The sequence below is a fragment of the Mesorhizobium sp. CA13 genome, from assembly GCF_020165235.1.
In the GTDB taxonomy this organism is placed as follows: Bacteria; Pseudomonadota; Alphaproteobacteria; order Rhizobiales; family Rhizobiaceae; genus Mesorhizobium.
In genome coordinates this window covers 1-25,337 of record NZ_JAIUHS010000019.1, presented here as the reverse complement: position 1 = coordinate 25,337, position 25,337 = coordinate 1, and the positions used below count along the sequence as shown (strand labels likewise).

25 protein-coding genes and 1 tRNA gene are annotated in these 25,337 nt (G+C 63.0%); 14 read left to right on the top strand and 12 right to left on the bottom strand.

Features of this window, described 5'->3' with window-relative positions; translation table 11 throughout:
• Positions 1–3: 3 nt before the first annotated feature.
• Positions 4–792 carry a DUF3108 domain-containing protein gene (locus LB566_RS28575; protein WP_224629316.1) on the bottom strand — a complete coding sequence of 263 codons (789 nt, stop codon included), beginning with the start codon at positions 790–792 and terminating at the stop codon, positions 4–6.
• 251 nt (positions 793–1,043) lie between these two features.
• Here LB566_RS28575 and rpmB point away from each other — a divergent pair, with 251 nt between their 5' ends.
• The 3 genes from rpmB (at position 1,044) to LB566_RS28560 (ending at position 2,925) form a co-directional block, all read left to right on the top strand.
• The gene (gene rpmB / locus LB566_RS28570; protein ID WP_224629315.1) at positions 1,044–1,340 is read left to right on the top strand and encodes a 50S ribosomal protein L28; all 297 of its coding nucleotides are present in this window, start codon (positions 1,044–1,046) and stop codon (positions 1,338–1,340) included.
• A 164-nt stretch (positions 1,341–1,504) separates the two neighbouring features.
• Complete coding sequence (locus LB566_RS28565; RefSeq protein ID WP_224629305.1) at positions 1,505–2,188, top strand: queuosine precursor transporter; 684 nt, start codon at positions 1,505–1,507, stop codon at positions 2,186–2,188.
• Between the two features lie 65 nt (positions 2,189–2,253).
• A complete protein-coding gene (locus LB566_RS28560; RefSeq protein WP_224629303.1) occupies positions 2,254–2,925 on the top strand; it encodes a hypothetical protein in 672 nt (223 codons plus the stop codon).
• Between the two features lie 15 nt (positions 2,926–2,940).
• Here the strand turns inward: LB566_RS28560 and LB566_RS28555 are convergent, their stop codons facing one another.
• From LB566_RS28555 to LB566_RS28540, 4 genes are all read right to left on the bottom strand, one after another.
• A complete protein-coding gene (locus LB566_RS28555; RefSeq protein ID WP_224629300.1) occupies positions 2,941–3,969 on the bottom strand; it encodes an esterase-like activity of phytase family protein in 1,029 nt (342 codons plus the stop codon).
• Entirely contained in the window at positions 3,966–5,864 is a 1,899-nt protein-coding gene (cobT, locus tag LB566_RS28550) for a cobaltochelatase subunit CobT (protein ID WP_224629299.1), read from the bottom strand. The genes LB566_RS28555 and cobT overlap by 4 nt, the downstream gene beginning before the upstream one ends.
• 11 nt (positions 5,865–5,875) lie before the next feature.
• The gene (cobS, locus tag LB566_RS28545) at positions 5,876–6,862 is read right to left on the bottom strand and encodes a cobaltochelatase subunit CobS (protein WP_224629298.1); all 987 of its coding nucleotides are present in this window, start codon (positions 6,860–6,862) and stop codon (positions 5,876–5,878) included.
• 123 nt (positions 6,863–6,985) lie between these two features.
• Positions 6,986–7,606, bottom strand: a complete 621-nt coding sequence (locus tag LB566_RS28540) for a J domain-containing protein (protein ID WP_140553331.1) — start codon at positions 7,604–7,606, stop codon at positions 6,986–6,988.
• Positions 7,607–7,789: 183 nt separating this feature from the next.
• Between LB566_RS28540 and LB566_RS28535 the strand changes: the two genes are divergently transcribed.
• Positions 7,790–8,092, top strand: a complete 303-nt coding sequence (locus LB566_RS28535) for a BolA family protein (RefSeq protein WP_224629297.1) — start codon at positions 7,790–7,792, stop codon at positions 8,090–8,092.
• Positions 8,093–8,140: 48 nt separating this feature from the next.
• Here LB566_RS28535 and LB566_RS28530 read toward each other — a convergent pair whose 3' ends face one another.
• Complete coding sequence (locus LB566_RS28530; RefSeq protein ID WP_224629295.1) at positions 8,141–8,947, bottom strand: alpha/beta hydrolase; 807 nt, start codon at positions 8,945–8,947, stop codon at positions 8,141–8,143.
• A 340-nt stretch (positions 8,948–9,287) separates the two neighbouring features.
• On the opposite strand from LB566_RS28530, the gene LB566_RS28525 reads away from it, so the two are divergent.
• From LB566_RS28525 to LB566_RS28515, 3 genes are read left to right on the top strand one after another with little or no spacing between them, the layout of a single operon-like run.
• A complete protein-coding gene (locus LB566_RS28525; RefSeq protein ID WP_224629384.1) occupies positions 9,288–11,237 on the top strand; it encodes a PrkA family serine protein kinase in 1,950 nt (649 codons plus the stop codon).
• A gap of 19 nt (positions 11,238–11,256) precedes the next feature.
• Positions 11,257–12,567: a YeaH/YhbH family protein gene (locus tag LB566_RS28520; RefSeq protein ID WP_224629294.1), complete on the top strand. Its 1,311-nt coding sequence runs from the start codon at positions 11,257–11,259 to the stop codon at positions 12,565–12,567.
• A 10-nt stretch (positions 12,568–12,577) separates the two neighbouring features.
• On the top strand, positions 12,578–14,122 hold the full coding sequence (locus tag LB566_RS28515; RefSeq protein WP_224629293.1) for a SpoVR family protein: 1,545 nt from the start codon (positions 12,578–12,580) through the stop codon (positions 14,120–14,122).
• 90 nt (positions 14,123–14,212) lie between these two features.
• Here LB566_RS28515 and LB566_RS28510 read toward each other — a convergent pair whose 3' ends face one another.
• The 3 genes from LB566_RS28510 to LB566_RS28500 are packed head-to-tail and all read right to left on the bottom strand — an operon-like array spanning position 14,213 to position 16,916.
• Complete coding sequence (locus LB566_RS28510; RefSeq protein WP_224629292.1) at positions 14,213–15,106, bottom strand: HlyC/CorC family transporter; 894 nt, start codon at positions 15,104–15,106, stop codon at positions 14,213–14,215.
• On the bottom strand, positions 15,103–16,308 hold the full coding sequence (aroB, locus tag LB566_RS28505; protein WP_224629291.1) for a 3-dehydroquinate synthase: 1,206 nt from the start codon (positions 16,306–16,308) through the stop codon (positions 15,103–15,105). The genes LB566_RS28510 and aroB overlap by 4 nt, the downstream gene beginning before the upstream one ends.
• On the bottom strand, positions 16,305–16,916 hold the full coding sequence (locus LB566_RS28500) for a shikimate kinase (protein WP_140553339.1): 612 nt from the start codon (positions 16,914–16,916) through the stop codon (positions 16,305–16,307). The genes aroB and LB566_RS28500 overlap by 4 nt, the downstream gene beginning before the upstream one ends.
• 207 nt (positions 16,917–17,123) lie before the next feature.
• On the opposite strand from LB566_RS28500, the gene LB566_RS28495 reads away from it, so the two are divergent.
• From LB566_RS28495 to LB566_RS28475, 5 genes are all read left to right on the top strand, one after another.
• The gene (locus tag LB566_RS28495; protein WP_140553359.1) at positions 17,124–17,276 is read left to right on the top strand and encodes a histidine kinase; all 153 of its coding nucleotides are present in this window, start codon (positions 17,124–17,126) and stop codon (positions 17,274–17,276) included.
• Between the two features lie 22 nt (positions 17,277–17,298).
• Positions 17,299–18,216 (top strand): site-specific tyrosine recombinase XerD, encoded by a 918-nt coding sequence (locus LB566_RS28490; protein WP_224629290.1) that lies wholly within the window; start codon positions 17,299–17,301, stop codon positions 18,214–18,216.
• 98 nt (positions 18,217–18,314) lie between these two features.
• The gene (locus tag LB566_RS28485; RefSeq protein WP_140500751.1) at positions 18,315–19,265 is read left to right on the top strand and encodes an acetyl-CoA carboxylase carboxyltransferase subunit alpha; all 951 of its coding nucleotides are present in this window, start codon (positions 18,315–18,317) and stop codon (positions 19,263–19,265) included.
• Between the two features lie 252 nt (positions 19,266–19,517).
• Positions 19,518–20,825 carry a murein L,D-transpeptidase family protein gene (locus tag LB566_RS28480; RefSeq protein WP_224629289.1) on the top strand — a complete coding sequence of 436 codons (1,308 nt, stop codon included), beginning with the start codon at positions 19,518–19,520 and terminating at the stop codon, positions 20,823–20,825.
• Positions 20,826–20,835: 10 nt separating this feature from the next.
• Positions 20,836–21,066, top strand: a complete 231-nt coding sequence (locus LB566_RS28475) for a sulfurtransferase TusA family protein (RefSeq protein WP_181172632.1) — start codon at positions 20,836–20,838, stop codon at positions 21,064–21,066.
• Between the two features lie 12 nt (positions 21,067–21,078).
• On the opposite strand, the gene LB566_RS28470 is transcribed toward LB566_RS28475, so the two are convergent.
• Both LB566_RS28470 and LB566_RS28465 read right to left on the bottom strand, forming a co-directional pair.
• The gene (locus tag LB566_RS28470; protein WP_224629288.1) at positions 21,079–22,185 is read right to left on the bottom strand and encodes a CobW family GTP-binding protein; all 1,107 of its coding nucleotides are present in this window, start codon (positions 22,183–22,185) and stop codon (positions 21,079–21,081) included.
• 67 nt (positions 22,186–22,252) lie between these two features.
• On the bottom strand, positions 22,253–23,413 hold the full coding sequence (locus LB566_RS28465; RefSeq protein WP_224629287.1) for a D-alanyl-D-alanine carboxypeptidase family protein: 1,161 nt from the start codon (positions 23,411–23,413) through the stop codon (positions 22,253–22,255).
• Between the two features lie 201 nt (positions 23,414–23,614).
• Between LB566_RS28465 and LB566_RS28460 the strand changes: the two genes are divergently transcribed.
• Positions 23,615–24,778: a M20 aminoacylase family protein gene (locus LB566_RS28460; RefSeq protein WP_140640184.1), complete on the top strand. Its 1,164-nt coding sequence runs from the start codon at positions 23,615–23,617 to the stop codon at positions 24,776–24,778.
• Positions 24,779–24,863: 85 nt separating this feature from the next.
• A tRNA-Arg gene (locus LB566_RS28455) sits at positions 24,864–24,940 on the top strand.
• A gap of 142 nt (positions 24,941–25,082) precedes the next feature.
• Here LB566_RS28455 and LB566_RS28450 read toward each other — a convergent pair.
• On the bottom strand, positions 25,083–25,337 hold a 255-nt coding region (locus tag LB566_RS28450), incomplete at its 5' end, for a hypothetical protein (protein WP_224629286.1).

Genomic DNA, 25,337 nt, shown 5'->3' with positions numbered 1-25,337 from the left:
GCCTTATTGTATTGCTTCGAACCGCCTGGCGCTGATCGTCAAGGTGCCGATCTGCGTCCCGACCGTCGCGCGGATCGGCGCATATACCCCGGTTTGGCCAAGCGGTGCAAACGTCACCATCATCCGACTTTTGTTCTTGAGGTAGTTGAGCGCCTTGCGGCCCTTGCGATAGCCCGCCACCGGCTCGAAACCCATCCGGCAGGTGACCGTGTCGCCCTTGTAGCCGGGCACCGAGATCGACCCTTTCGAAGCGTAGCTCAGCGTCAGGTCGGCGCGCATCTCGCCGTCATAGAGCCTCACCGTGCGGCCGCAGACCTTGTCGAGGCTGTCGGCATGGATGACGGTCGCCGCCATCGGATCGAGCACCGATGCCAGGTCGCCGGCGCCGAGTGGCACCCAACTCTCGGGATCGCGCTTTTCCGGCGCGGGAACGACCGTCGTCGAGGTGACGTTGCCATTGGCAAAACGGATGTCGATCGCGGAGGCTTTCTTGCCGGAAGTGTAGTCCGCGCGGAACGCCTGCGGCACCATCTTCTGGCCCGAGATCGTACCCTTGGACGAGATCGTGCCGCGCGTATCGTCGAACAGCTTGGCCAGACCAGCCGCGGAAACGCTGCCGTCGATCGAATAGACGCCGTTCTCATAATGGCTGGAAAAGCTGGATTTCGCGATGGAAAGGCCGAGGAACGACACCGTGTATTCGCCCCTGAAGGACTGCGGCGCGGCGGCCGTCGCGGCCGACGGTGAGGCGGCGGCCAGCGCGGCGGCAAGGGCATGGGGCAAGCGAAGCATGGCGCGATCGGGTCCTTGATTTCAGCCGGAGGCGGACAACTCCGGTCTGGCATGTCCCTATGGAACCGCTTATACGACGAATTCCGGCCTTAATGTGAAATGCCGCTGGGCCAGGCTGGAGCTTGACGCATCGGCGAAATGCAACTATGGAACGCCAACTTTTTCCATAAGGCCGCTTGACCAGAACCGCGCGCCACCCGGCGTGGGCACGAAGGTTTGGCAGGTCCCCGAGAGAACTGAAGGTTAGAACCATGTCCCGCACCTGCGAACTCACTGCCAAGGCAGTCCAGACCGGCAACAATGTGAGCCACGCCAACAACAAGACCAAGCGTCGCTTCCTGCCGAACCTCGTCAACGTGACGCTGATTTCGGAGGCGCTGAACCAGAATGTGCGCCTGCGCATCTCTGCCAACGCGCTGCGTTCGGTCGAGCATCGCGGCGGTCTCGATGCCTTCCTGGTCAAGGCTGACGTCAAGGAGCTGTCGCAGCGCGCGCGCCTCTTGAAGAAGCAGATCGCCAAGAAGCTCGCCGAGCAGGCTGCCGCGTAAACTGTCTTTCAGGCGGGGGACGACCGCCCTGGCCAACCTCTTGTCGGCCTTGAGCATCGGATCACCGTCCGCAAGGCGGTTTCGGAAATCCGGTGCTCGAACAAAGCGAGCGCGATCCGGTTTCGGCATGACGCTCCGCTGGTTCCATTACCCAGGATAAAAAAATGACTTCCTTCTCGCGATACCTGCCCTTCGTGGCCGCCATGGCGCTTGTCGTCGTGGCATCGAACATCCTCGTGCAGTTCCCGATGCACGGCCAGATCGGCGGCTTGTCGCTGGCCGACCTGCTGACCTGGGGCGCCTTTACCTATCCCTTCTCCTTCCTCGTCACCGACCTCGCCAATCGCCGCTACGGGCCTGCCGTGGCGCGCCGGATCGTTTTTGTCGGCTTCATGACGGCGGTGGTCTGCTCGGTCCTCGTGCCGCCCTTCCTGTTCCGCCATGGTTTCATCGAATTCGAGACCGCCGCCGACCGGCTGGCGCGCATCGCGGCGGCGTCCGGCGCGGCTTTCCTCACCGCGCAATTGCTCGACGTGACCGTGTTCAACCGTCTGCGCCGACAGAGCTGGTGGCGGGCGCCGATCGTCGGCACGCTGGTCGGCTCGGTGTTCGACACCGTCGTGTTCTTCAGCGTCGCTTTCTCCGCGGCTTTCGCCTTCGTTGGCCCAAGCGACAGTTTTGCGCTGGAAACGGCGCCGCTGATGGGCGTGTTGCCGGTCGAGGCCATGCGTTGGGTCTCCTGGGCACTTGGCGACCTCAGCGTGAAGCTGATCATCGCCGTCGTGGCATTGATCCCCTACCGGCTGCTCGCCGCCCGCTGGAGCCAGCCGGCTGTTGCCGCGGTCTAGGCCGTGATCCCGAAAAGTGGAATCCGGTTTTCGGACCAGATCACGGCCAGGAAGAGAGGTGGCGCGTGATTCCCTGGATCCAGCTGGACTCCGCGAAAACCCCGGATGGCGCGCAGGAGCTTCGGCTCAAGCGGCGCGGTTCCGAATTCTCGATCATGCTGGGCACCAACGAGTTGATGAACAGCCGCCTCAGCGGCTCGGAAGAGGCGCTGGCGAAGCTCTCTTGTCAGAGGATCGCCGGCCGCAGACAGCCGAGAATGCTGATCGGCGGGCTTGGCATGGGTTTTACGCTGCGCGCCGCTCTCGACGAATTAGCTGAGAATGCCGAAATCACTGTCGCGGAACTGGTGCCGGCGGTCGTCGCGTGGGCGCGAGGGCCGATGGCCGAGCTGTTTGGTGGCTGTCTCGACGACCCGCGCGTCATCGTGCGGGAGGCCGATGTCGGGCAGTTGATAAGATCCCGGCCCGCGGTCTGGGACGCCATCCTGCTCGATGTCGACAACGGCCCGGACGGCATCGTTCACAAATCCAACGACGCGCTGTACAGCCTGCAGGGCCTGGCGGCAGCGCGCACCGCACTGAAGTCCGGCGGCGTGCTTGCCGTGTGGTCGCAAGGGCCGGACAGCGGCTTCACCCGGCGGCTGAAGCAGGCAGGTTTCGCGGTCGAGGAGGCGAGCACGCGCGCCAACGGCAAGCGCGGCGCGCGCCATGTCATCTGGATCGCCACAAGGCCCTGACCGCAGCGGCCTTGCTCAGTCCTGGTGCAAAATGAATTCCAGGTAGAGATTGCGCTGCAGGATCGAGTGATTGTCGTCGGAGATCAGCGACACCATCAGCGCGCCGTCTTCGCGCGTCCAGACGTCGAGCCCTTCCATATTGTCGATCTGGTAGCCCATATCGGCTTCCAGCAGCACCGGACCGTCGGCGACCGCGCCCTTCTCCACGGTCTCGCCGTCAATGCGCCGAAGCCGCATCTTGAGGCCTCCTGCCATCGTGAAACTGCGCTCCAGCAGCAGAAGGTCGCCATCCGGCAGGAAGGCCCCATCGGTGATGTCGAAATCGCCGTTGCGCTTGACGGTGAAGACGCCCTTGTGCGGACCTTCGATGATGGCGGCATAGATGTTGCCAGCCTTGTCCAAGCTCTTTTCCGACACCACGACCAGGCCGCCTTGGTGGCGGCCATCGGCATTGGCGTGGGTGACCGTCTCGAAGCCTCTGTTCCGGCGCAGCTCCCATGCCGGAACCAGGAAATCCATCTGCCTGAAGGGCGCCTTCATACCGTCGGGGTTTATTCTGAACTGGGCGACCCGATGGTTGCGCTCGAAACCCACGGTGGCAATGCCGTCCTTGACGGAAAGCCCCTCGGCATCGACTTTCGATTTCTCGTCGATCGGCTGGCCCGATGCATCGACCATCTGTTCCATGCGGAAGTCCCGGATGCCTGACGGGCGCTGGTCCGCATCATGGGTCACGGTGCCGAAGAACCAGAAGCCGGTATCGGCGACGCCGACGAAGTCGCGACCGCCTTTCAGGAAACGGAAGGCCGACAGGGCGCCGAAATCGCGCGACGGCGACGTCATCTCGAGCCCGCCGACGAATTCGAGCGGACCGAATTGCCTGTCGGTACGGCCTATACGGAATTCGGTGATCGGACGGGCCGAAACCTCGACCGGTTCAACCGAGGTCGCGCCGGCCGAACTGGATGGCACCGGGGCTGCACCGGCAAACAGGGCGATGGCGGCGAAAAGTGCTTGTCGAAATCCGCCGCGCGAAAAGATCATCCGGCGCGCCGCATGCCGCCGCGCCGTGTATCGCGTGCGCTTTCCTCGGCGAACAGCGAAGCCAATTGCTCGGTCATGGCACCGGCCAGTTCCTCGGCATCGACGATGGTGACGGCGCGCCGGTAATAGCGGGTGACGTCATGGCCGATGCCGATGGCAAGCAGCTCGACCGGCGAGCGCGTCTCGATCAGCTCGATGACGGCGCGCAGATGGCGCTCGAGATAATTGCCCGGATTGACCGACAGCGTCGAATCGTCGACCGGCGCGCCGTCCGAGATCATCATCAGGATCTTGCGCTGTTCGGGTCGCGCGATCAGCCGGTTATGCGCCCACAGCAGCGCCTCGCCGTCGATGTTTTCCTTGAGCAGGCCCTCGCGCATCATCAGTCCGAGATTGCGCCGTGCCCGCCGCCAGGGATGGTCGGCCGACTTGTAGATGATGTGGCGCAAGTCGTTCAGCCGGCCCGGATTCGGCGGCTTGCCGTCCTTCAGCCACTTCTCGCGGGCCTGCCCGCCTTTCCAGGCGCGCGTGGTGAAGCCCAGAATCTCGACCGAAACGCCGCAGCGTTCCAGCGTGCGCGCCAGAATGTCGGCGCAGGTGGCGGCGACGGTGATCGGCCGGCCACGCATGGAACCCGAATTGTCGAGCACCAGCGTCACCACGGTGTCGCGGAATTTGGTGTCGCGCTCCTGCTTGAAGGACAGCGGCTGCATCGGATCGATGACGACGCGCACCAACCGTGCCGGGTCGAGATAGCCCTCTTCCAGGTCGAAATCCCACGACCGGTTCTGCTGCGCCATCAGGCGGCGCTGCAAACGGTTGGCCAGCCGGCCGACGACACCGGACAGGTTGGCGAGTTGCTTGTCGAGGAAAGCGCGCAGCCGGTCGAGCTCTTCTTCCTCGCAAAGCTCCTCCGCCCCCACCGTCTCGTCGAAAGCTGACGTGAAGACCTTGTAGTCGATCTCCTTCGGCAGGTTGGTGAAGGGGTTGTCGTTGCGGCGCGCCTCGCCGGGCGTCTCGGCATCGGCATCGTCATCGTCGGACAAATCGTCGGCAGTGGCGTCGGAGGCTTCGGTCTCGGCCGACTGCTCGTCGTCCGCAGAGGCTTCGGCATCCTCGGACTGCGACTGTTCGGAGCCGGAATCGTCCTCGCCGCCTTCCTCGCTCTGTTCCTCGCCTTGCGGCTGGTTGTCGTCATTGTCCTCTGAGTCTTCGGTCTCCTGCTCGTCGCCGAGTTCCTCGGCCATTTCCATGGAGGCGAGCATTTCACGCACGACGCGGGCGAAGGCCTGCTGGTCGTCGAGCTTGGACGACAGCCCGTCGAGGTCGGCGCTGGCCTTTTCCTCGACCCAGGGGCGCCAGAGCTCGACCAGCCGCTCGCCGCTCTTGGGGACCGGCCGGCCGGTCAGCTTCTCGCGCACCATCAGCGCCAGCGCCTCCTCGATCGGGGCGTCGGCCTTGTCCTTGACGTCGACGAGATTGGCCTTGGCGTATTTGTCCTCCAGCATCGAGCCTATATTGTCGGCGACCCCTTGCATGGCGCGGCTGCCGATCGCCTCGACGCGCGCCTGCTCGACCGCGTCGTAGATGGCGCGGGCCGCCTTGCCTTCCGGCGCCAGCCTGGTGTGGATGCGCACATCATGACAGGCGCGCTTGAGCGCCATGGAATCGCCGAGGCCGCGGGTGATGGCTATGTCGGTCTTGGACGCCTTCTTGGGCAATTCCGGCAGCCGGGCGCGGCTGCCGGCGAGCGCCGGGCGGTCCTTGGCGAAGCCGACTTCCATTTCCTTGTCGCCGGCGATGGCGCGCATGCAGACGGTGACGGCGCGCTTGAAGCTGTCGGCTTCAGAGCCCGTTTTCGACTTGTTGCGCGTATTGTCGCCCGGACCCGCCATCGAGGCTCTGCTTAGCCCAGCACCACATTGGCGGCGCTCTCCGGCAGATCCTCGCCGAAGGCGCGCTGGTAGAACTCGGCAACCACCGAGCGCTCCAGTTCGTCGCATTTGTTGAGGAAGGTCAGCCGGAACGCCGTGCCGATATTGCCGAAGATCTCGGCATTCTCCGCCCAGGTGATGACGGTACGCGGGCTCATCACGGTCGACAGGTCGCCGTTGATGAAGGCCGAGCGCGTCATGTCGGCGACGCGCACCATCTTGTTGACGATGTCCTTGCCCTTGCCGTCGCGATAGTGCTTGGCTTTGGCCAGCACGATGTTCACCTCATTGTCGTGCGGCAGGTAGTTCAGCGTGGTGACGATCGACCAGCGGTCCATCTGCGCCTGGTTGATCTGCTGGGTGCCGTGATAGAGGCCGGTGGTGTCGCCGAGCCCGACCGTGTTGGCGGTCGAGAACAGCCGGAACGCCGGGTGCGGACGGATGACGCGGCTCTGGTCGAGCAGCGTCAGCCGGCCAGACGATTCCAGCACGCGCTGGATGACGAACATCACGTCCGGACGGCCGGCGTCGTATTCGTCGAAGCACAACGCCACATTGTGCTGGTAGGCCCATGGCAGGATGCCGTCACGGAATTCGGTGATCTGCAAGCCGTCCTTGACCACGATCGCGTCCTTGCCGACGAGGTCGATGCGGCTGACATGGCTGTCGAGATTGACGCGCACGCAAGGCCAGTTGAGGCGGGCCGCGACCTGCTCGATATGGGTCGACTTACCGGTGCCGTGATAGCCCGACACCATGACGCGCCGGTTGTAGGCGAAGCCGGCGAGGATCGCCATCGTCGTCGCCTTGTCGAAAAGATAGTCGGGATCGATGTCGGGCACATGTTCGCTGGTGACCGAATAGGCCGGCACCACCATCTTGGAGTCGAAGCCGAATTTGTCCTTCACCGACACCGTGGTGTCGGGCAGGTTGGCGATGTCGCGGTCGACCTTGTTCATCTCTATCCACGTCTCCACGGGCGAAACGACTGATTTCGCCGGCAATCGATTTTGTCCGGGGGCGGTCTTAGAGCCTTTTCCACCCTTATGAAAGTTGGAAAACGACACGAACCGTTGGGTTGCTCAGCACAAACCCGCCTGCTTGAGCACGCGATAGGCCTGGAGCACATCGCGGAACCGGTCTTCCGAACCTCTGTCGCCGCCATTCGCATCCGGATGGTGACGCTTCACCAGTTCCTTATAGCGCGCCTTGATCTCCTTGCCAGTCGCCTTTGTATCAAGGCCAAGCGTTTCCAGCGCCTTGGCCTCAAGCGGCTTGGCCTTGCGCTCACGCACCTCGCGCGGATCCTTCGGCCCCTTGAACAGGTCAAACGGGTCGCGCATGCGGTTGTAGTAGCCTGCGCGGCCGGAGCGCATCTGCGCCATATCGGGCGACGAGCGCGTCGAGGCGCCATTGACTCCCATCTTCCAGGTCGGCCGGTGGCCTGTCATCGCCTCCTTCTGGAAACGGGCGACCTCGGTGTCCGGCACGCCGGAAAAATAGTTGAAGCCCTTGTTATACTCGCGCACATGGTCGAAGCAGAAGCGGAAATACTCGCCCTCCTTCATGCGCCCGACCGGAGCGCGGTGGGTGCCCGCCTCCTTGCAGCCATCCCACTGGCAGACCGGCGCGTGCGACTTCAGCTCCGCGTCCTTCTCCTGGCGGATGCGGATCTTCTCGAAATATTTGGGATACGGCTTCATCTAACCCATTTATGGGGCGTTCGCAGATGCGAAACAAGAATTGACATTTTCGCGATGATCGCCCTAACCGCTGAATCGCGGCATAAAGCGGGCGAAGGACCGATTTTGTTGAAGCGCGGCATGCAACGAAGTCGGTTCGGCTTCCGCGATCCTGCTGGCGATATGTGGTGAAGGGAGACGGCAATGTCCATACAGGCAACCATGGAAGACAAGCTGAAAAAGGCATTTTCGCCGGAGCGGCTGGCCGTGATTAACGAAAGCCATCTGCACGCCGGCCATCATCATCCGGAATCTGGCCATCAGGCTACGTTCGACGGCACCGGCGAGACGCATTTCCGCGTCCGCATTGTTTCGCAGGATTTTGCCGGCATGAGCCGCATCGAGCGCCACCGCGCGGTCAACGCGCTTTTGGCCGACGAATTGAAGGCAGGCCTGCACGCGCTGGCGATCGAACCGGCGGCTCCGGGCGAAAAGACGCGCTGGTAGGCCGGTCCTCCTCGCGGTGACGTTCAGGGTTCCGTTTCGATGCCGGAATCACCCAACCGCCGATTTCAGGAATGCCAGTGCCGCGCCGGTCAGGGCGTCGCCATCCTCGCCGAAATCGCGGTTGATCGACATATGCGTGTAGGCGCTGCCGTCGAACAGCGTCACCTTGGTGCCGGTGGCGCGCAAGCGCTCGGCAAAGGCCTTGGAGTCCTCGCCCCGGCCCGAAGCGCCTGAGTAGGCGATGAAGGTCGGCGGGTGCTTGCGGCCGTCTACATAACTGGCCGGCGACAACGCCGCCCATTGAGCGGGATCGGGGAAGGCCCGCGCATAGGCCCGCGCCATGCCGCCATTCCTGGCAAGCGCGGTGAGGTCATAGGCCCTGGTGTCGTCGAGAAGCAGAGCGGCCACATCCGGCAGACCGCCGCGCATGCCGGTCAGCGCAACGAGGTGACAACCGGCCGAATGGCCCATGGCCACGATCCGCTTGGCATCGCCGCCATGCCGGGCAATGTTGGCGCGGACATAGGCATAGGCCTTTTCGACATCGCCGGCCTGGGTGGCGACCTCGGCTTCGGGCAGCATGCGATAGTCGATGGAGACCAGGCAGAAGCCGTTGGCGAGCAGGAAGGCCGGCTTCGCGTTGACCTGCGAGCGCTTGCCGGACCGCCAGGCGCCGCCATGGACGAAGAAGACGACCGGCAATCCGCGTGCGCCATCCGGTGCATAGATATCGAGCTTGGCCGGCCCGTAATCGAAGGTTGTCGGCACGGCTTGGCTCCGGCACCATGCGGTCGATGTGCCCAATGGCAACATCGCCGCCGCGGAAGCCAGAATGAAGCTTCGTCGATCGATCATCGCAATCTCCCGATCGTTGGGCTCGATATGTAGACCAGGAATGCCCACGCACCACGAGCATCCTGTTGGATTTGGGAGTGCTCAAAAGGTCTGATTCAAGACCATACCAGCCGCATCAAATGCACTCGCTCTGCCGTTCGGTTCACGAAATCGATATTTGCCCTTGACGGTCTCCTCTGGCCATCACCACCTGAGGTGTCAGACGAGCATTGCAACAGTGTGCTGTCCAGGTTCGATGCAAATACAACGCTCTCTCCAATGTGGAGGGAACCACAATGCATCCCGGTAGTTGAATAAGATGAGCCGGGCGGCAGCCAGAATGGCTCTGAGGGCAACCATCATGGGTGAGAACCAGTCCGACGTCTTCGATCTGTTTTCGGAGATTTATGCGAACGCGGGCCAGGAGGAAATAAGCCTCCAGCAATATCTCCTTGCCTGCCGGGAAGACAAGTCAATGTATGCCTCGGCGCCGGAACGGATGGTCGAGGCCATCGGCGAGCCGACCCTGGTCGACACCAGCAAGGACGAGCGGCTCGGCCGCATTTTCTCCAACCGCACGGTCAAGGTATATCCCACCTTCTCCGATTTCTACGGAATGGAGGATACGATCGAACGCATCGCCGGCTATTTCCGCTATGCGTCCCAGGGGCTCGAGGAGCGCAAGCAGATCCTCTATCTCCTCGGCCCTGTCGGCGGCGGCAAGTCCTCCCTGGCCGAACGGCTGAAGAAACTGATGGAGGAACGCCCGATCTACACGCTGAAGGCCGGCAATCAGATCAGTCCGATTTTCGAATCGCCGCTTGGCCTGTTCCATCCCGATCGCATGGGCGACCTGCTGGAGGACAAATACGGCATAGCCCGGCGTCGCCTCAACGGCATTATCTCGCCCTGGGCGGCCAAGCGGCTTGATGAATTGTCTGGCGACATTTCCAAATTCAGCGTGGTGAAATTGATGCCCTCGCGGCTGCGCCAGATCGCCATCGCCAAGACGGAGCCTGGCGACGAGAACAATCAGGATGTCTCGGCGCTGGTCGGCAAGGTCGATATCAGGCAATTGGAGGATTTCAGCCAGTCCGATCCGGACGCCTATTCCTACAGCGGCGGGCTGAACCGGACCACGCAGGGCCTGCTCGAATTCGTCGAGATGTTCAAGGCGCCCATCAAGGTCCTGCATCCGCTGCTGACGGCAACCCAGGAAGGCAGCTACAACGGCACCGAGAATTTCGGCGCGTTTCCCTATCAGGGCATCATCGTCGCCCATTCCAACGAATCGGAATGGCAACAGTTCAAGAACAACAAGAACAACGAGGCCTTTCTCGACCGCATCCTGGTGGTCAAGGTGCCGTATTGCCTTCGGATCACCGAGGAGAGGCATATCTATGAGAAACTGTTGCGCGAGAGCGAGCTGGCCGGCAGCCCCTGCGCACCCGAAGTGCTGGATATTCTCAGCCGGTTCACGGTCTCGACCCGTCTTGCCGAGCACGACAATTCGCCGCTCTACACCAAGATGCGCGCCTATGACGGCGAAAACCTCAAGGAGGTCGACCCCCGGGCCAAATCGGTTCAGGAATATCGCGACGCCGCCGGCGTCGACGAGGGCATGACCGGCGTAAGCACGCGCTTCGCCTTCAAGATCCTGTCGCAGACATTCAACTACGACACCAACGAGGTCGCGGCGGATCCCGTGCACCTGATGTACATCCTGGAAGAGGCGATCAAGCGCGAGCAGTTCCCAAAGGAGACGGAAGCGAGCTATCTCGAATTCATCAAGTCGGAACTCGCGACGCGCTATGCCGAGTTCATCGGCCACGAGATCCAGAAGGCCTATCTGGAATCATACAGCGAGTATGGCCAGAACCTATTCGACCGCTACATCGCCTATGCCGATGCCTGGATCGAAGATCAGGACTACAAGGATCCCGATACGGGCCAGATCCTCAATCGCGAGATATTGGACAAGGAGTTGTCGCAGGTCGAAAAACCGGCCGGCATCGCCAACCCCAAGGATTTCCGCAACGAAGTGGTCAAGTTCACGCTGCGTGCCCGGGCACGCAACCACGGCCGCAACCCGTCATGGACAAGCTACGAAAAGCTGCGCGAGGTTATCGAGAAGCGCATGTTCGGCCAGGTCGAAGATCTTCTGCCGGTGATCAGTTTCGGCTCCAAGCAGGACAGCGTCACGGAAAAGCGGCACAATGAATTCGTGCAGCGCATGGTGCAACGCGGCTACACCGAACGGCAGGTACGACGGCTGGTCGACTGGTACATGCGCGTGAACAAGGCGGGCTGAGAAAAGCCCGGATGGTTCCATGCCGATCTTCATCGACCGCCGCCTCAATCCGAAGGACAAGAACCTGGGCAATCGCCAGCGCTTTCTCAGGCGCGCGCGCGAAGAACTCAAGCGGAGCATCCGTGACCAGATAAGGACGGGCCGGATCGCCGACGTGGACAGCGGGCATGCCGTGCCGATGCCTCACAGAGGCACCGGCGAACCGACCTTCAGCGATGCCAGGGACAGCGGCCGGCGCCAGCACATCCTGCCGGGAAACAGAACGTTCATTCCCGGAGATCTGGTGCCCAAGCCCGGGCAGGGCGGCGCAGGGTCCTCGTCGCCGGGAAATACGGCCTCCGAGGACGATTTTCGCTTTGTGCTGTCGCGCGAGGAAGTGCTCGACCTCTTTTTCGAGGATCTCGAACTGCCGGATCTGGTCAAGCTCAATCTCAAGCAGATACTTGCATTCAAGCCAAGGCGGGCAGGTTTTGCGGCAACCGGATCACCGACCAACATCAATGTCGGGCGCACGATGCGAAACAGTCACGCCCGTCGTATCGCGCTTGGGCGCCCGAAGCAGCCGGAGCTGGATGCGATCCTCCTTCAGCTCGCCAAATTGGAATCGACGCCGCCAGATGCCGCGACCCGCGAAAGCATCTTGACTTTGCGGGAGGAGCTCGAGCGGCTGGAGCGCCGCCGAAAGCGCATCGCCTATGTCGATCCCGTCGACATCCGCTTCAATCGCTTCGACCCGCAGCCGGTGCCGAATGCCAGCGCCGTCATGTTCTGCCTGATGGACGTCTCCGGGTCGATGGGCGAGCGCGAGAAGGATTTGGCCAAGCGTTTCTTCGTGCTGCTGCACCTGTTCCTGACCCGACGCTATGAGCGCACGGAGATCGTCTTCATCCGCCACACCCACGAGGCCCAGGAGGTGGACGAAGAGACATTCTTCTACTGCACCCAAAGCGGAGGCACCGTCGTTTCCACCGCGCTCGAGGAAATGCAACGCATCATAGAACAACGCTATCCGGCCACGGAGTGGAACATCTATGCCGCCCAGGCTTCGGACGGTGACAATTTCGCCACCGACTCGCAGCGCTGCATAGAACTGCTCCACGGCAAGCTCATGCGCCTGTGCCAGTATTTTGCCTATGTGGAGATCATCGACGAACGCGAAAGTCATATTTTCGGCTCGACCGAAAATGGCACCTCGCTCTGGCGCGCCTATAGCGCCGTCGAGCAAAAATGGCCGAACTTCCAGATGAGGCGCATCGCCGCTCCGGCCGATATCTACCCGGTATTTCGCCAGCTTTTCGCCAGGCAGCCGGCTATGGCCAAGAGCGCGTAAGGGGTGCCGGATGGCTGGCCAGGCCAACAAATCGGGGCTGCTTTTTTCGGGGTCCGACTGGGATTTCAAAAAGCTTTCGCGGGTCTATGACGAGATCGAGGCGATTGCGGTCGACCAGCTTCATCTCGACACCTATCCGGTGCAGATGGAGGTCATCTCTTCCGAGCAGATGCTCGACGCCTACTCGTCGGTCGGCATGCCGCTGATGTACCGGCATTGGTCGTTCGGCAAGCATTTCCTCTACAACGAGCTTCTCTATCGCAAGGGCGGTCGCGGGCTGGCCTATGAATTGGTCATCAATTCCAATCCCTGCATCGTCTACCTGATGGAGGAAAACACCATGGCGCTGCAGGCCTTGGTGACTGCCCATGCAGCACTTGGACACAATCATTTCTTCAAGAACAATTACCTTTTCCGCCAATGGACGGACGCCGGAGGGATCCTGAGCTATCTCGACTTCGCCAAGGGCTACATCGCCCGGTGCGAGGAGCGGCACGGCCTGGCCGCCGTGGAAGCCATTCTCGATTCCGCTCACGCGCTGATGGAGCAAGGCGTGTTCCGGTATCACCGGCCGCCGAAACTGTCGTCGGAGCAGCAGCGCGAGGGACTTCGCGAGCGCCTCGAATATGAGGAGCGTTCCTACAATGACTTATGGCGCACCCTGCCGCCCACGCAGGACGCCGGCAACTCCGAAGCGGGCGATGAAGGCGTGTCGGAACGGAAGAAATCGCTCAATCTGCCCGAGGAAAACCTGCTCTATTTCCTTGAGAAGAACAGCCTTGTGCTCGAACCCTGGCAGCGCGAGATCCTCAGGATCGTCCGTGTCATTGCGCAGTATTTTTATCCGCAGCGGCAAACCCAGGTGATGAACGAAGGCTGCGCCACTTTCGTGCACTACACGCTCATGAACATGCTGTTCGACCGTGGCCGGATCACCGAAGGCGCGATGCTCGAAATCCTGCGCAACCACTCGAACGTGATCTTCCAGCCATCCTTCGACGACCCACGGTTTTCCGGCATCAACCCCTACGCGCTCGGGCTTGACATGATGCAGGACATTCAGCGCATCTCGACCGAGCCGACAGCCGAAGATCGCGACTGGTTCCCGGACATAGCCGGCCGTGGCGACTGGCTTGAGACCCTGCTCGACGCCTGGGCCAACCACCGCGACGAATCCTTCATTCGCCAGTATCTCAGCCCGACCCTGATACGAAAATGGCGGCTCTTCGTGCTGGCCGATGGAGCCGACCAGCCGCACTACGAAGTCGCATCGATCCACAATGAGCGCGGCTACAACAACATCCGCGCCGCGCTGGCCCACAGCTATGATGTGGGAGCGAGTCGGCCCGACATCCAGGTTGTGGACGTGGACCTGCTCGGCGACCGGCATTTGCGGCTCCAGCACAAGGTGAAGAATGGCGTCGTGCTGGAGAATGACAGCCGCGACGCGACCCTTCGTCATATCCGGCGCCTCTGGGGTTACGAAGTCAGCCTGGCGGCCGTCGACGCCGACACCGACGCAATGGTCGGCGAACGCTCGACCAAGGACTGTTGAGCATCAGGGCGGTTCCTCGACGCTCGAAACGGCTTGCCGTCCGCAATTGCATGAACAATGAGATGACGCGTCCGCGACAGGATGAACCGTTCAGCTGTCGCCTGCCGGCCTGATCCTTAGCCTGGCGACGCGGTTCTTGTCGCGTTTCATGACGATGAAACGCTTGCCGTGGAACGTGAAGGCCTGCTTCTCCTCGGGGATCGACTGCGTCTCGTGGATGACGAGGCCGGCGATGGTGGTTGCCTCCTCGTCCGGCAGGTCCCAGTCGAGCGCCCGGTTCAAGTCGCGGATCGGCACGGTTCCGTCGACGACGACGGAACCATCCGCCTCCTGCTTGACCCCCTGTATGTCGACATCGTGCTCGTCGGCGATCTCGCCGACAATCTCCTCGATGATGTCCTCCAGCGTCACCAGTCCCTCGACCTCGCCATACTCGTCGACGACGACGGCGAAATGCGCCTTGCGGCGCAGGAAGGCGTTGAGCTGTTCCTGCAACGTCGTCGTGTCGGGCACGAACCAGGGCTTTGACGCGATCTTCATCACATCGATTCTGGAGAAGTCGTTGCCGACATCGTTGAGCGCGCGCAGCAGGTCCTTGGCATGCAGCACGCCGACTATGTTGTCGAGCGACCCCTTCCACAAAGGCATGCGGGTGTGCGGGCTCTGCAGGATCTCGCGCACCACGGCTTCCGGCGCATTGTCGGCATTGACCGAGCGCATATTGGTGCGGTGGACCATGACGTCGGAGACTTCGAGCTCCTCGAGGTCGAACAACCCGCCGATGCGGTCGCGCTCCTCGCGCACCACCTGGCCGTCGCGGCGGAAATCGTCGACGGCGCCGCGCAGCTCGTCCCCGCTCGAACGCTGCGGCTCGATGCGCGACAGTTCATAGCCGAAAGCGGCAAGCAGGCGCGCGCGCATGGCGACGGCCAGCAGGATGATGACGGCAAGGACTGCGACGACGATCCAGCCGGCCCCGTTCATTTCGGACGGCTCTCTTGCCTGTCCGGACGGCCTCCTTGCCTGTCCGGACGGCTTCCTTGCCGGCCCGAACGACTTTCCGTCGCGCTCGGGTGGTTCTCCCTGAGGAACGACAGCACTTCCGAGGCCGGCACATCCCTGGCGATGAAGGCCTCGCCGATGCCGCGCGTCAGGATGAAGGTCAGCGCGCCGCGCGATACTTTCTTGTCCTGGGTGATGAAGCCAAGCAGAGCATCGGCGTCGGGCAGTTCGCCGGGAATGTCGGCCATCCGCCACGGCAGGCCCACCGTGTTGAGATGCGCCTCGACGCGCGCTGCGGTGTCGGGACTGGCCAGATTGAGCCGCGACGAGAAGCGATGCGCCAGCGCCATGCCGATGGCGACCCCCTCGCCATGCACGAGGCGGGCGCCGTCATAGCGGGTGGCAGCCTCCAGCGCATGGCCGAACGTGTGGCCGAGATTGAGCAGCGCGCGGTCGCCGGTCTCGAACTCGTCGCGGGCAACGACATCTGCCTTGGCGCGGCAGGCCTCGGCGATGGCCTCCACCCTCTCCGATCCTCCGGCGAACACACTGGCCCAGTTCTTCTCCAGCCAGGCGAAGAATTCGGGTCGGTCGATCAGCCCGTATTTGGCGAGTTCGGCGTAGCCGGCGCGAAATTCGCGGATCGGCAGCGTATCGAGCACTCCGGTATCGGCCAGCACCAGCTTCGGCTGGTGGAAGACGCCGACCAGGTTCTTGCCGCGGGCGCTGTTGATGCCGGTCTTGCCGCCGACCGAGGAATCGACCTGCGCCAGGAGCGAGGTCGGGATCTGCACGAAGTTCATGCCGCGGCGCACGATGCCGGCGGCAAAGCCGGCCAGGTCGCCGATGACGCCGCCGCCGAGGGCGATGACGACGTCGCCGCGTTCCAGCTTCGCGGCCAGAACGCCGTCCACCACCTCTTCGAGATGCGCGAAACTCTTGGTTTTCTCGCCGGGCGGCAGCGTGATCACGGCGGGCTCGATGCCGCTCTCCAGCAGGCCGGCCTTCAGCGCATTGAGATGCGCCGCCGCGACGTTCGTGTCGGTCACGACCGCGGCGCGTCGGCCCGGCAGGCGGCGCGACATCTCGGCGCCGGCGCGCGACAGAAGCCCCGGCCCGATCAGGATGTCGTAGGCCCGCTCGCCAAGTCCGACTTCGACGGCAACGGCAGCAGAGGCGCTCATGGTTCGACCTCGCCCGCGGGAGTGGTCTGGACGATATCGAAATGCCGGCACAGCGCCTCCACCACCTCGGCCGCGATGACTTCCTTGCGGTCGTCGCGGGTCGGCACGGTGACGTCCGATGTCGCATAGACCGGATAGCGCTCGCTCATCAGCCGCTCGAGCACCCCGCGCGGATCGGGGCTCTTCAGCAGCGGCCGGTTCTGTTTCTTGGAGACCCGGTCCATCAAAAGGTCGAGTTCGGCCTTCAGCCATACCGACACGCCATGCGCCGCTATCGCCTCGCGCGTCTGTGCGTTCATGAAGGCGCCGCCGCCGGTCGACAACACCTGCGGGCCGTTTTCCAGCACACGCAGGATGACGCGCTGCTCCAGCGCCCGGAACTCGGTTTCGCCATAGCGCTCGAACAGTTCCGGAACGGTCATGCGCGAGACGCTTTCGATCTCCTGGTCGCTGTCGATGAAAGGCAGCGCCAGCACGGTGGCGACCTTGCGGCCGATCGCGGTCTTGCCGGCGCCCATCAGGCCGACAAAGACGATGGAGCGGCCGCCAAGCCTGCCCAGCAGCGCGGCATGGCTCCCGCCCGGAGGATTTGCTGGTAGCGCGTTCATCAGCCTCGAAGCCCTCTTTGCCGGCGTATCGACATGAAAAGCCCGGTTGCGTCAAGCGCACTGAGGCAGGCTGGCTTCCCGCGGGCGGGGGACCGGCTGCATTGGAAGTTGCCGGCGCGCTTCAGCTTCTTGCTTGAATTGGCCCGATTGGCGTCCCATAAGGGCACAGGGTTTGGAAACGCAGAACAAGAAGACGGGCGAAGATTGATGCCGACACTGTTTCGCCTTGTCGTGATATCAGCGATTCTGGCGGGCATCGCCTATGGTACGATGTTCGCGTTGGTGATGTTCGTCGAGCCGAAAAAGGCGGAAATGAGCGTGCGCATCCCTGCGGAAAAGCTGAACCCAAAGAAAAACTGAGCCCGAAGAAAAACTTCAGGAAATGAACAGCGCAGCCCGCATCGAAGCCTTTCTGGAGATGATGAGCGCCGAGCGGGGTGCCGCCGAAAACACGCTTTCCTCCTATCGCCGCGACCTCGATGACGCTTCGCAGGAGATCCCTGGCGGTCTCGCCGGCGCCGGCGCGGCGGACATCCGCGCCTATCTCGACGACATTGCCGCACGCGGCTTCGCACCGACATCGCAGGCACGCAAACTGTCGGCGATCCGCCAGTTCTTCAAGTTCCTCTACGCCGAAGGCCTACGCGGCGACGACCCGACCGGCACGCTGGACAGCCCGAAAAAAGGCCGCCCGCTGCCGAAGACCATGAGCGAGGCCGACACCGGCCGGCTGATCGACCGCGCCGCGCAGGAGGCCGGCGATGCCGGGCTCGGCGACAGCGAAAGGCTGGCGGCGCTGCGTCTGCACGCGCTGGTCGAAGTGCTTTATGCGACAGGCCTGCGTGTTTCGGAACTGGTCGGCTTGCCGGTGACGGTGGCGCAACGCGACGACCGTTTCTTCATGGTGCGCGGCAAGGGCGACAAGGAGCGCATGGTGCCGCTGTCGGCCAAGGCGCGCGCAGCGATGCGGGCCTGGCTCGCCGCCCGGGCCAGGGTCCCCGCTTTCGCCGACAGCGCCTTCCTGTTTCCTGCCGCGTCGGACAGCGGCTACCTCTCGCGCCAGGTCTTCGCTCGCGACCTCAAGGGGCTGGCGGCCCGGGCCGGCATTGCCTCGGCCAAGGTCTCGCCGCATGTGCTTCGCCATGCTTTCGCCAGCCATCTCTTGCAGAACGGGGCCGATCTCAGAGCCGTGCAGCAACTGCTTGGCCATGCCGACATATCGACGACGCAGATCTATACCCATGTGCTGGAGGAGCGATTGGTGCGGCTGGTCAACGATCATCACCCGCTTGCCGACTAGACCTCATATCGCTATGTGAAGGCGACGTTCCATCGCCCGGAGCCCCGGATTTCAGGGTCCCGCCAGTCTTTGCTTCCGACGTATCGGTCCGCCCAAGCATGTACAATTACCTCGATTTCGAAAAGCCGGTGCAGGATCTGGAACTCAAGATCCTGGAACTGAAGAAGCTTGCCGAGAACGGCGAGGCGGTCGATGTCGCCGACGAGATCAGCAGGCTCGAGAAGCGGTCGCGCGATGCGCTGCGCGATCTCTACAAGGCACTGACGCCCTGGCAGAAGGTGCAGGTGGCGCGCCACTCCGACAGGCCCCACTGCGTCGACTACATCAAGGGCCTGTTCAGCGATTTCACGCCGCTCGCCGGCGACCGCAATTTCGGCGAGGACCAGGCGATCGTCGGCGGCTTTGCCCGGTTCCGCGGCGAACCGGTAGCGATCCTCGGCCAGGAGAAGGGCTCCGACACGGCGAGCCGGCTGAAGCACAATTTCGGCTCGGTGCGCCCCGAAGGCTATCGCAAGGCCGTGCGGCTGATGGAGCTTGCCGACCGCTTCAAGATCCCACTGCTGACATTGGTCGACACGGCCGGCGCCTATCCCGGCGTCGGCGCCGAGGAGCGTGGCCAGGCCGAAGCCATCGCCCGTTCGACCTCGGCCTGCCTTGCGCTCAAGGTGCCGTCGATTTCGGTTGTCATCGGTGAAGGCGGTTCGGGCGGCGCCATTGCCATCGCCACCGCCAACCGCGTCTACATGCTGGAACATGCCATCTATTCGGTGATCTCGCCCGAGGGCGCGGCCTCCATCCTGTGGCGCGACACGACGCGCTCCAAGGACGCGGCGACCAACATGAAGATCACCGCCCAGGACCTTCTGGAACTGAAGATCATCGACGCCATCATTCCCGAGCCGATCGGCGGCGCCCAGCGCGCGCCCGAAACGGTCATTGCCGCCACGGGCGATCTCATCGCCAGGACGATGAAGGATTTTGCCGGCGCCAACATGGATTTTCGCGAGCAGCGCCGCGAGAAGTATCTTGCGATGGGCCGCAGCCTCTGAACACCCCTTTGGCGGCGCAACCGGCCGAGGCAAGCCGCCTCCACGGCAACGCTCCACGGCAATGTGGCGGCGATGAGCAATTTCGCCACAAAAATGCCGCCGGATTCGGTTCAATGGAATTGCCGCGAGGGGTGGCCAAGGCTTGCGGTAAGGAATTTTCAAGGTTAACGGGCTTACGGTCCGTCTGTGTTCAGCATGCGGGCTCGGCCGTTTCGAAGCCATTGGCCCGAAAGAGAAGACGTAGCCTTATCCATGTTTGCCAAGCTTGCCCGCACCGGAATTCTCATCACCGCGATAGCCGTCGCCGGCTGCAATGATTCGTCGATGAAGGATTTTGCCCCGGAGGCCAACAAGCCTCTGCCCGACAAGATCCTGGCCGACATGAAGGCCAAGGGCATGGTGCGCACCTCCTCGGTGATGGTGCGCATCTTCAAGGAAGAGGGCAAGCTCGAAATCTGGAAGGCCAAGACCAACGGCCGCTACGACATGGTCGCCAGCTACGATATCTGCAAATGGTCGGGCAAGCTCGGGCCGAAATACACCGAGGGCGACCGCCAGGCGCCGGAAGGTTTTTATACCGTGCGTCCGGCGCAGATGAACCCGCGCTCGAACTACCATCTGTCCTTCAACATCGGCTATCCCAACGCCTATGACCGCGCCAACGGCCGCACCGGCTCCAACCTGATGGTGCACGGCGCCTGCTCGTCTTCGGGCTGCTATTCGATGACCGATGCCCAGATCGAGCAGATCTATGCGTTCGGCCGCGATGCCTTCCAGGGCGGCCAGACCGAGTTCCAGATCCAGGCCTTCCCGTTCCGCATGACCGCAGCCAACATGGCGCGCTACCGCAACGACCCGAACTACGAATTCTGGAAGATGCTGAAGGTCGGCTACGACAATTTCGAGATCACCAAGGTACCGCCGAAAGTCGACGTTTGCGAGAAGCGCTACGTCTTCAACCAGGTGGCTCCCGAAGGCACCACATTCAATCCGACCGGCCCCTGCCCTGCGTCCACGCAGCCGGATTCGCTGAAAAGCGCCTACAGTGCTTATCAGAGCACGTATGAGGCTGCGTTCAACGGCGCCCTCAAGGCAAGCACGCCGGCGCCCAAGCCCACCATCGCCGGCATCAAGGAAGCCAGCATCGTCTCCGACTGGTCCAAGCGCCGTGCGCGCGGCGAGCGCGTGCCGATCGACCCGCCATCGCTCAATTCGGACGGCTCGGTCACTGAGACCACGCGCATGGGCCGCATCGATTCGCCCGCCGGCCGCAAGATGGCCGCGCTTGACGCCGAAAAGGCCGCGAAGCAAAAGGCCGAGGAGCAGCGGCTGGCCGCCATAGAAGCTGCCAAGCAGGCCAAGGCGCAAGCGCTGGCCGAAAAGGAAGCCGCCAAGGCGCAGGCGCTGGCCGAAAAGGAAGCGGCCAAGACCGCCAAGGAAGCCCCTGTCGCCACCGCGACGATCGAAGCGCCGGCCGAGCCCGAAACGCAGGCCGCGAGTGCCGACGAGAGCCGCGTGACGAGGCTGAAGAACAAGCTGCTCGGCATGTTCGGCGGCTGACATTTTCAACGTGACCGACGACACCGTCTACGATCTGAAGGGGCTGAACTGCCCTTTGCCGGTGCTGAAGGCGAAGAAGCGGCTGGCCGGGATGCGGCCCGGCAGCCGGCTCTGGCTGGAAACGACCGATCCGCTCGCCGTTATCGACATTCCGGCGTTCTGCGCCGACTCTGGCCATCATCTCGTAGAGACATCTGCCATATCAGGCGGTCACCGCTTCCTGGTCGAGCGCGGCGAATAGCTGTCGTAAAGATCAGCGTCCCGCGATCGCCAGGGGATTGTTCTCCAGCGCCGCGCGGTCGGGCGTGTCGATCGACGGCCGATTGGTGAAGGCGGCAAACAGTCGCCTTACATAATTTTCGGGCATGTCGAGCGTGATCAGCACCAGCCGGGTGCCGCGCTGGCCTTCCGGCCAGGACGGCAATCGAGCCGGGGGATGCAGGATTTTCTGCACGCCATGCACCACCAGCGGCCGCGACGGATCCTCCTTGAGTTCGATGACGCCCTTCATGCGCAGCAAGTGCTCGCCATGCGTGGAGCGCAAAAGGTCGAGGAACATCTCGATGGCCGAGAACGGCACCGGGCCGTCATGCACCAGGGAGTGGGTGCGGATGCGCTGATCGTGCCGGTGCCCGTGGTCATGGTCGTGCCCGTGCCCGTCATCATCATGATGATCATGATCATGCATCGCTTCCTCGCCGAGCCAGCGCCGCACGTCGGCGGATTTGGTCGCTGGGTTGTAGAGGCCGCAGTCGAACAGCGCCGCGACACCCGTTTTCGCATCGTCGACAGCCAGCAGTTCGGCGCCCGGATTGATCTGCCGCAGCCGCGTCCGCAGCGCTTCCAATCCATCCGGACCAGCGATCAGATCGGTTTTGGAGAGCACGATGCGGTCGGCGACGGCGACCTGCTTGACCGCCTCGACATGGGCATCCAGCGTGGCATCGCCGTTGGTCGCGTCGACCAAGGTGATGACGCCGTCGAGCCGGAAAGCCTGGACCAGGGCGGGATGCGCCATGATCGATTGCAGCACCGGTGCCGGATCGGCAAGGCCGGTGGTCTCGACGATGACGCGAGCAAGGCGGGCTATGCGGCCGGTCTGCAGCCGGTCGACCAGATCGGCCAGCGTGTCGACCAGTTCGCCGCGCACCGTGCAGCATAGGCAGCCGTCCGAAAGCTGGATGATGCCGTCGGACGCCTGTTCGACCAGCAGATGATCGATCGCCACCTCGCCATATTCGTTGATGATGACGGCGGTGTCGGCCAGCGCCGGGTCCTTCAGGAGCCGGTTGAGCAGCGTCGTCTTGCCGGCGCCGAGAAAACCGGTCAGCACGGAAACGGGGATGGGAAAACCGCTCATCGGATTCTGTCTTTATGTTTGAGCATGATCTTTCCCGAGAACCGGACTCCACTTTTCGGGATCATGCTCAGTTCGCGACCTTGACCGGCTGGTCGCCCTGGGCAGCCGAGCCCGCCACCGTCGGACCGGCGCCGGGCGCCGGTCTGTCCGGACGCCAGGTCGGAATGGGCACGTCGGCATATTCCTGGCCGCCCTGGGCGAGCATGGCCATCGGCGTCGGACCGGTTGCGCCGCCAAGCCCCACGGCAACCAGCGTCGGCACATGGTCAAGCTTTTCCTGATAGGGCGATTTCGGCACGTTCTTGGCGACAACGGGCGGTGCCTCCGATTGCTCGGCCGGCGCCTTCTTCTTGCAGATCTCGTCACGCATGTCGTTGGGCGAGATGGTGTCGCCGTAGGGCGCCAGCGTGGCAATGGTGGCCGAGCCGGCGGCAGGCGTATCGAAACCCTGGTCGAGCAGTTTGGCCGCGGCCTCGGCACGGGTGATCGCCGATTTCTCGCCGAGCACCACCGCCACCAGCGTGCGGCCGTTGCGGGTCGCCGAACCGATCATATTGAAGCCGGAGGGGCAGACGAAGCCCGTCTTCATGCCGTCGGCCCCGGGATAGCGGCCGATCAACAGGTTGTAGTTGGGAATCGCCTTCTTGCCGACCGCAAGCCCCTCGATCGAGAACCACGGCGCATATTGCGGAAACTCGCGGCGGATCGCCGTCACCAGCACGGCCAGGTCGCGCGCTGTGGTGTACTGGTCCGGCGAAAAAAGCCCGTTCGGATTGACGAAATGCGTTCCGTTCATGCCGAGCCGGACCGCTTCGGCGTTCATGCGCTCGGCAAAGGCTGCCTGCGATCCCCCGACATTCTCGCCGACGGCCATGGCGATGTCGTTCGCCGACTTGACCAGCATCATCTTCAGCGCATTGTCGAGCCGCATCACCGAGCCTGGCTTGAAGCCCATCTTGCTCGGCGGCTCGGCGGCGGAATGTTTCGTTACCTTGATCGGCGAATCGAGCCGGACCTCGCCGGCCGCGATCGCCCGGAAGGTCACATAAGCCGTCATCAGCTTGCTCAGCGATGCCGGGTACCAGCGCTTGAACGCGTCCTGATGTTCGAGGATCTTGCCGCTGTTCAGGTCGAACAGCACGACCGGATTGGCCAGCGCCGGCCCGGCCAGCGCCGAGAACGCCAGGGCGCCCGCGCAGAATAGTTTGAGGAAATGCCTGTGCCGCATGATCGAATCCGAAATCGCCTCTTGCCGTAGTCGCCCCTGGCTCCGTAAGATTTACGCGATCGCCAGCAAAATGAGTCCGCCCTCAAAAACGGACCGCATTGTTGCGGTGCTATTTACCCTATGTGACGTCAACATGGCAAAGTGCCTGGCGATCACAATTGCAAGGCAGCGGACCTGCCCCAACAGCGAGATGGAACCATCATGCCAATCCTGAACCGTGCCGCCGAAATGCAGGACGAGGTTGCCGGCTGGCGACGACATCTGCACCAGACCCCGGAACTGAATTTCGACGTCTTCAAGACAGCCGCCTTCGTCACCGAGAAACTGAAGGCCTTCGGCTGCGACGATGTGGTGACGGGCCTGGGCAAGACCGGCGTCGTGGGCATCATTCGCGGCCGCCAGGGCGAAGGCGCCACCATCGGCCTGCGCGCCGACATGGACGCGCTGCCGCTCAACGAGATATCAGGCAAGCCCTATGCTTCGACCGTTCCCGGCAAGATGCATGCCTGCGGCCATGACGGCCATACGGCGATGCTTTTGGGTGCGGCGAAATATCTCGCCGAGACGCGCAATTTCGCCGGTTCGGTGGCGGTCATCTTCCAGCCGGCCGAGGAAGGCGGCGGCGGCGGCAACGAGATGGTCAAGGACGGCATGATGGAGCGTTTCGACATCGCGAAAGTGTTCGGCATGCACAACATGCCGGGTCTGCCGGTCGGCCAGTTCGCCATCCGTCCAGGCCCGATCATGGCGGCGACCGCGGAATTCACCATCACCGTGAAGGGCCGCGGCGGCCATGCGGCGATGCCGCACGGCACGATCGACCCGATCGTCATCACCAGCCAGCTGGTCGGCGCCCTGCAGACGATCGCCTCGCGCAGCACCGACCCGGTCGAAGCCGTGGTGGTGTCGGTGACCAAGTTCCATGCCGGCGACGCCTACAACATCATCCCGGAATCGGCCGAGATCGCCGGCACGGTGCGCACATTGCGCAAGGAAATCGCCAAGAAGTCGGAAGAGCGCATCCGCAGTATCTGCGACGGACTGGCCACGGCCTTCGGAGCCAGGATCGAGGTCGATTACCAGGCGAACTACCCCGTAACCTTCAACCACGCGGAAGAGACGGTCTTTGCCAGCGATATCGCGGCAAACGTCGCCGGCGACGCCCATGTCCACCGCGCCATCCAGCCGGTGATGGGCGGCGAGGACTTCTCCTACATGCTCGAAGCCCGGCCCGGCGCCTTCATCTTCATCGGCAATGGCGATACCGCCGGCCTTCATAACCCGGCCTATGACTTCAACGACGAGGCCATCCCGCACGGCATGAGCTACTGGGTGAAGCTGGCCGAAACCGCGCTTGCCGCCTGAGGCCTGGCGGCGGCAGGGGCCGGCCGATTGTGTTCGGCCCGCCCCTTGGCGAAACGATCGGAAGCGGCTATGTGTCGGGCCGCGTGGTCCCGTAGCTCAGTAGGATAGAGCGGCAGATTCCTAATCTGTAGGTCACAGGTTCGATTCCTGTCGGGATCACCAGCATTTCCAAATGCTTAGGTGGAACGGCACCGAGAGTGCCGCGCGGTGATTCTCCGCCGAGACCTCTAGGCGCGTGGAGCGCACTCTCGAAGAACACGATGTCCGGCCGACACTGGAAATCCGCCCCGGTCACAAGTCAACTTCACCGATGCTTCTCGACGAAAGCTCTGCATGCAGGTGATAGCCGTTCGATCTGGCTTTCAAGGTCGCATTTACCCATCGGTTTCGTCGGGCAAAACCGTGCGTAGTCGCGGCGACATCCTTTGCCTTCGAAAATTTTGAAAGATCTTACCTGAGTAGGGTTTGTTGCGTTGACTGAACTGGGGATCAGCCCGGTTTCGATCTCCATCGCACCGTCACGATTTGACCCCTTGCTTCCACCCTTGCCCCCACCCTT

Excerpts from the sequence above, each read along its gene's own strand:
- LB566_RS28575 (WP_224629316.1), bottom strand. The coding sequence starts at position 792 with ATGCTTCGCTTGCCCCATGCCCTTGCCGCCGCGCTGGCCGCCGCCTCA.
- rpmB (WP_224629315.1), top strand. The coding sequence starts at position 1,044 with ATGTCCCGCACCTGCGAACTCACTGCCAAGGCAGTCCAGACCGGCAAC.
- LB566_RS28565 (WP_224629305.1), top strand. The coding sequence starts at position 1,505 with ATGACTTCCTTCTCGCGATACCTGCCCTTCGTGGCCGCCATGGCGCTT.
- LB566_RS28555 (WP_224629300.1), bottom strand. The coding sequence starts at position 3,969 with ATGATCTTTTCGCGCGGCGGATTTCGACAAGCACTTTTCGCCGCCATC.
- cobT (WP_224629299.1), bottom strand. The coding sequence starts at position 5,864 with ATGGCGGGTCCGGGCGACAATACGCGCAACAAGTCGAAAACGGGCTCT.
- cobS (WP_224629298.1), bottom strand. The coding sequence starts at position 6,862 with ATGAACAAGGTCGACCGCGACATCGCCAACCTGCCCGACACCACGGTG.
- LB566_RS28540 (WP_140553331.1), bottom strand. The coding sequence starts at position 7,606 with ATGAAGCCGTATCCCAAATATTTCGAGAAGATCCGCATCCGCCAGGAG.
- LB566_RS28535 (WP_224629297.1), top strand. The coding sequence starts at position 7,790 with ATGTCCATACAGGCAACCATGGAAGACAAGCTGAAAAAGGCATTTTCG.
- LB566_RS28530 (WP_224629295.1), bottom strand. The coding sequence starts at position 8,947 with ATGATCGATCGACGAAGCTTCATTCTGGCTTCCGCGGCGGCGATGTTG.
- LB566_RS28525 (WP_224629384.1), top strand. The coding sequence starts at position 9,288 with ATGGGTGAGAACCAGTCCGACGTCTTCGATCTGTTTTCGGAGATTTAT.
- LB566_RS28520 (WP_224629294.1), top strand. The coding sequence starts at position 11,257 with ATGCCGATCTTCATCGACCGCCGCCTCAATCCGAAGGACAAGAACCTG.
- LB566_RS28515 (WP_224629293.1), top strand. The coding sequence starts at position 12,578 with ATGGCTGGCCAGGCCAACAAATCGGGGCTGCTTTTTTCGGGGTCCGAC.
- LB566_RS28510 (WP_224629292.1), bottom strand. The coding sequence starts at position 15,106 with ATGAACGGGGCCGGCTGGATCGTCGTCGCAGTCCTTGCCGTCATCATC.
- aroB (WP_224629291.1), bottom strand. The coding sequence starts at position 16,308 with ATGAGCGCCTCTGCTGCCGTTGCCGTCGAAGTCGGACTTGGCGAGCGG.
- LB566_RS28500 (WP_140553339.1), bottom strand. The coding sequence starts at position 16,916 with ATGAACGCGCTACCAGCAAATCCTCCGGGCGGGAGCCATGCCGCGCTG.
- LB566_RS28495 (WP_140553359.1), top strand. The coding sequence starts at position 17,124 with ATGCCGACACTGTTTCGCCTTGTCGTGATATCAGCGATTCTGGCGGGC.
- LB566_RS28490 (WP_224629290.1), top strand. The coding sequence starts at position 17,299 with ATGAACAGCGCAGCCCGCATCGAAGCCTTTCTGGAGATGATGAGCGCC.
- LB566_RS28485 (WP_140500751.1), top strand. The coding sequence starts at position 18,315 with ATGTACAATTACCTCGATTTCGAAAAGCCGGTGCAGGATCTGGAACTC.
- LB566_RS28480 (WP_224629289.1), top strand. The coding sequence starts at position 19,518 with ATGTTTGCCAAGCTTGCCCGCACCGGAATTCTCATCACCGCGATAGCC.
- LB566_RS28470 (WP_224629288.1), bottom strand. The coding sequence starts at position 22,185 with ATGAGCGGTTTTCCCATCCCCGTTTCCGTGCTGACCGGTTTTCTCGGC.
- LB566_RS28465 (WP_224629287.1), bottom strand. The coding sequence starts at position 23,413 with ATGCGGCACAGGCATTTCCTCAAACTATTCTGCGCGGGCGCCCTGGCG.
- LB566_RS28460 (WP_140640184.1), top strand. The coding sequence starts at position 23,615 with ATGCCAATCCTGAACCGTGCCGCCGAAATGCAGGACGAGGTTGCCGGC.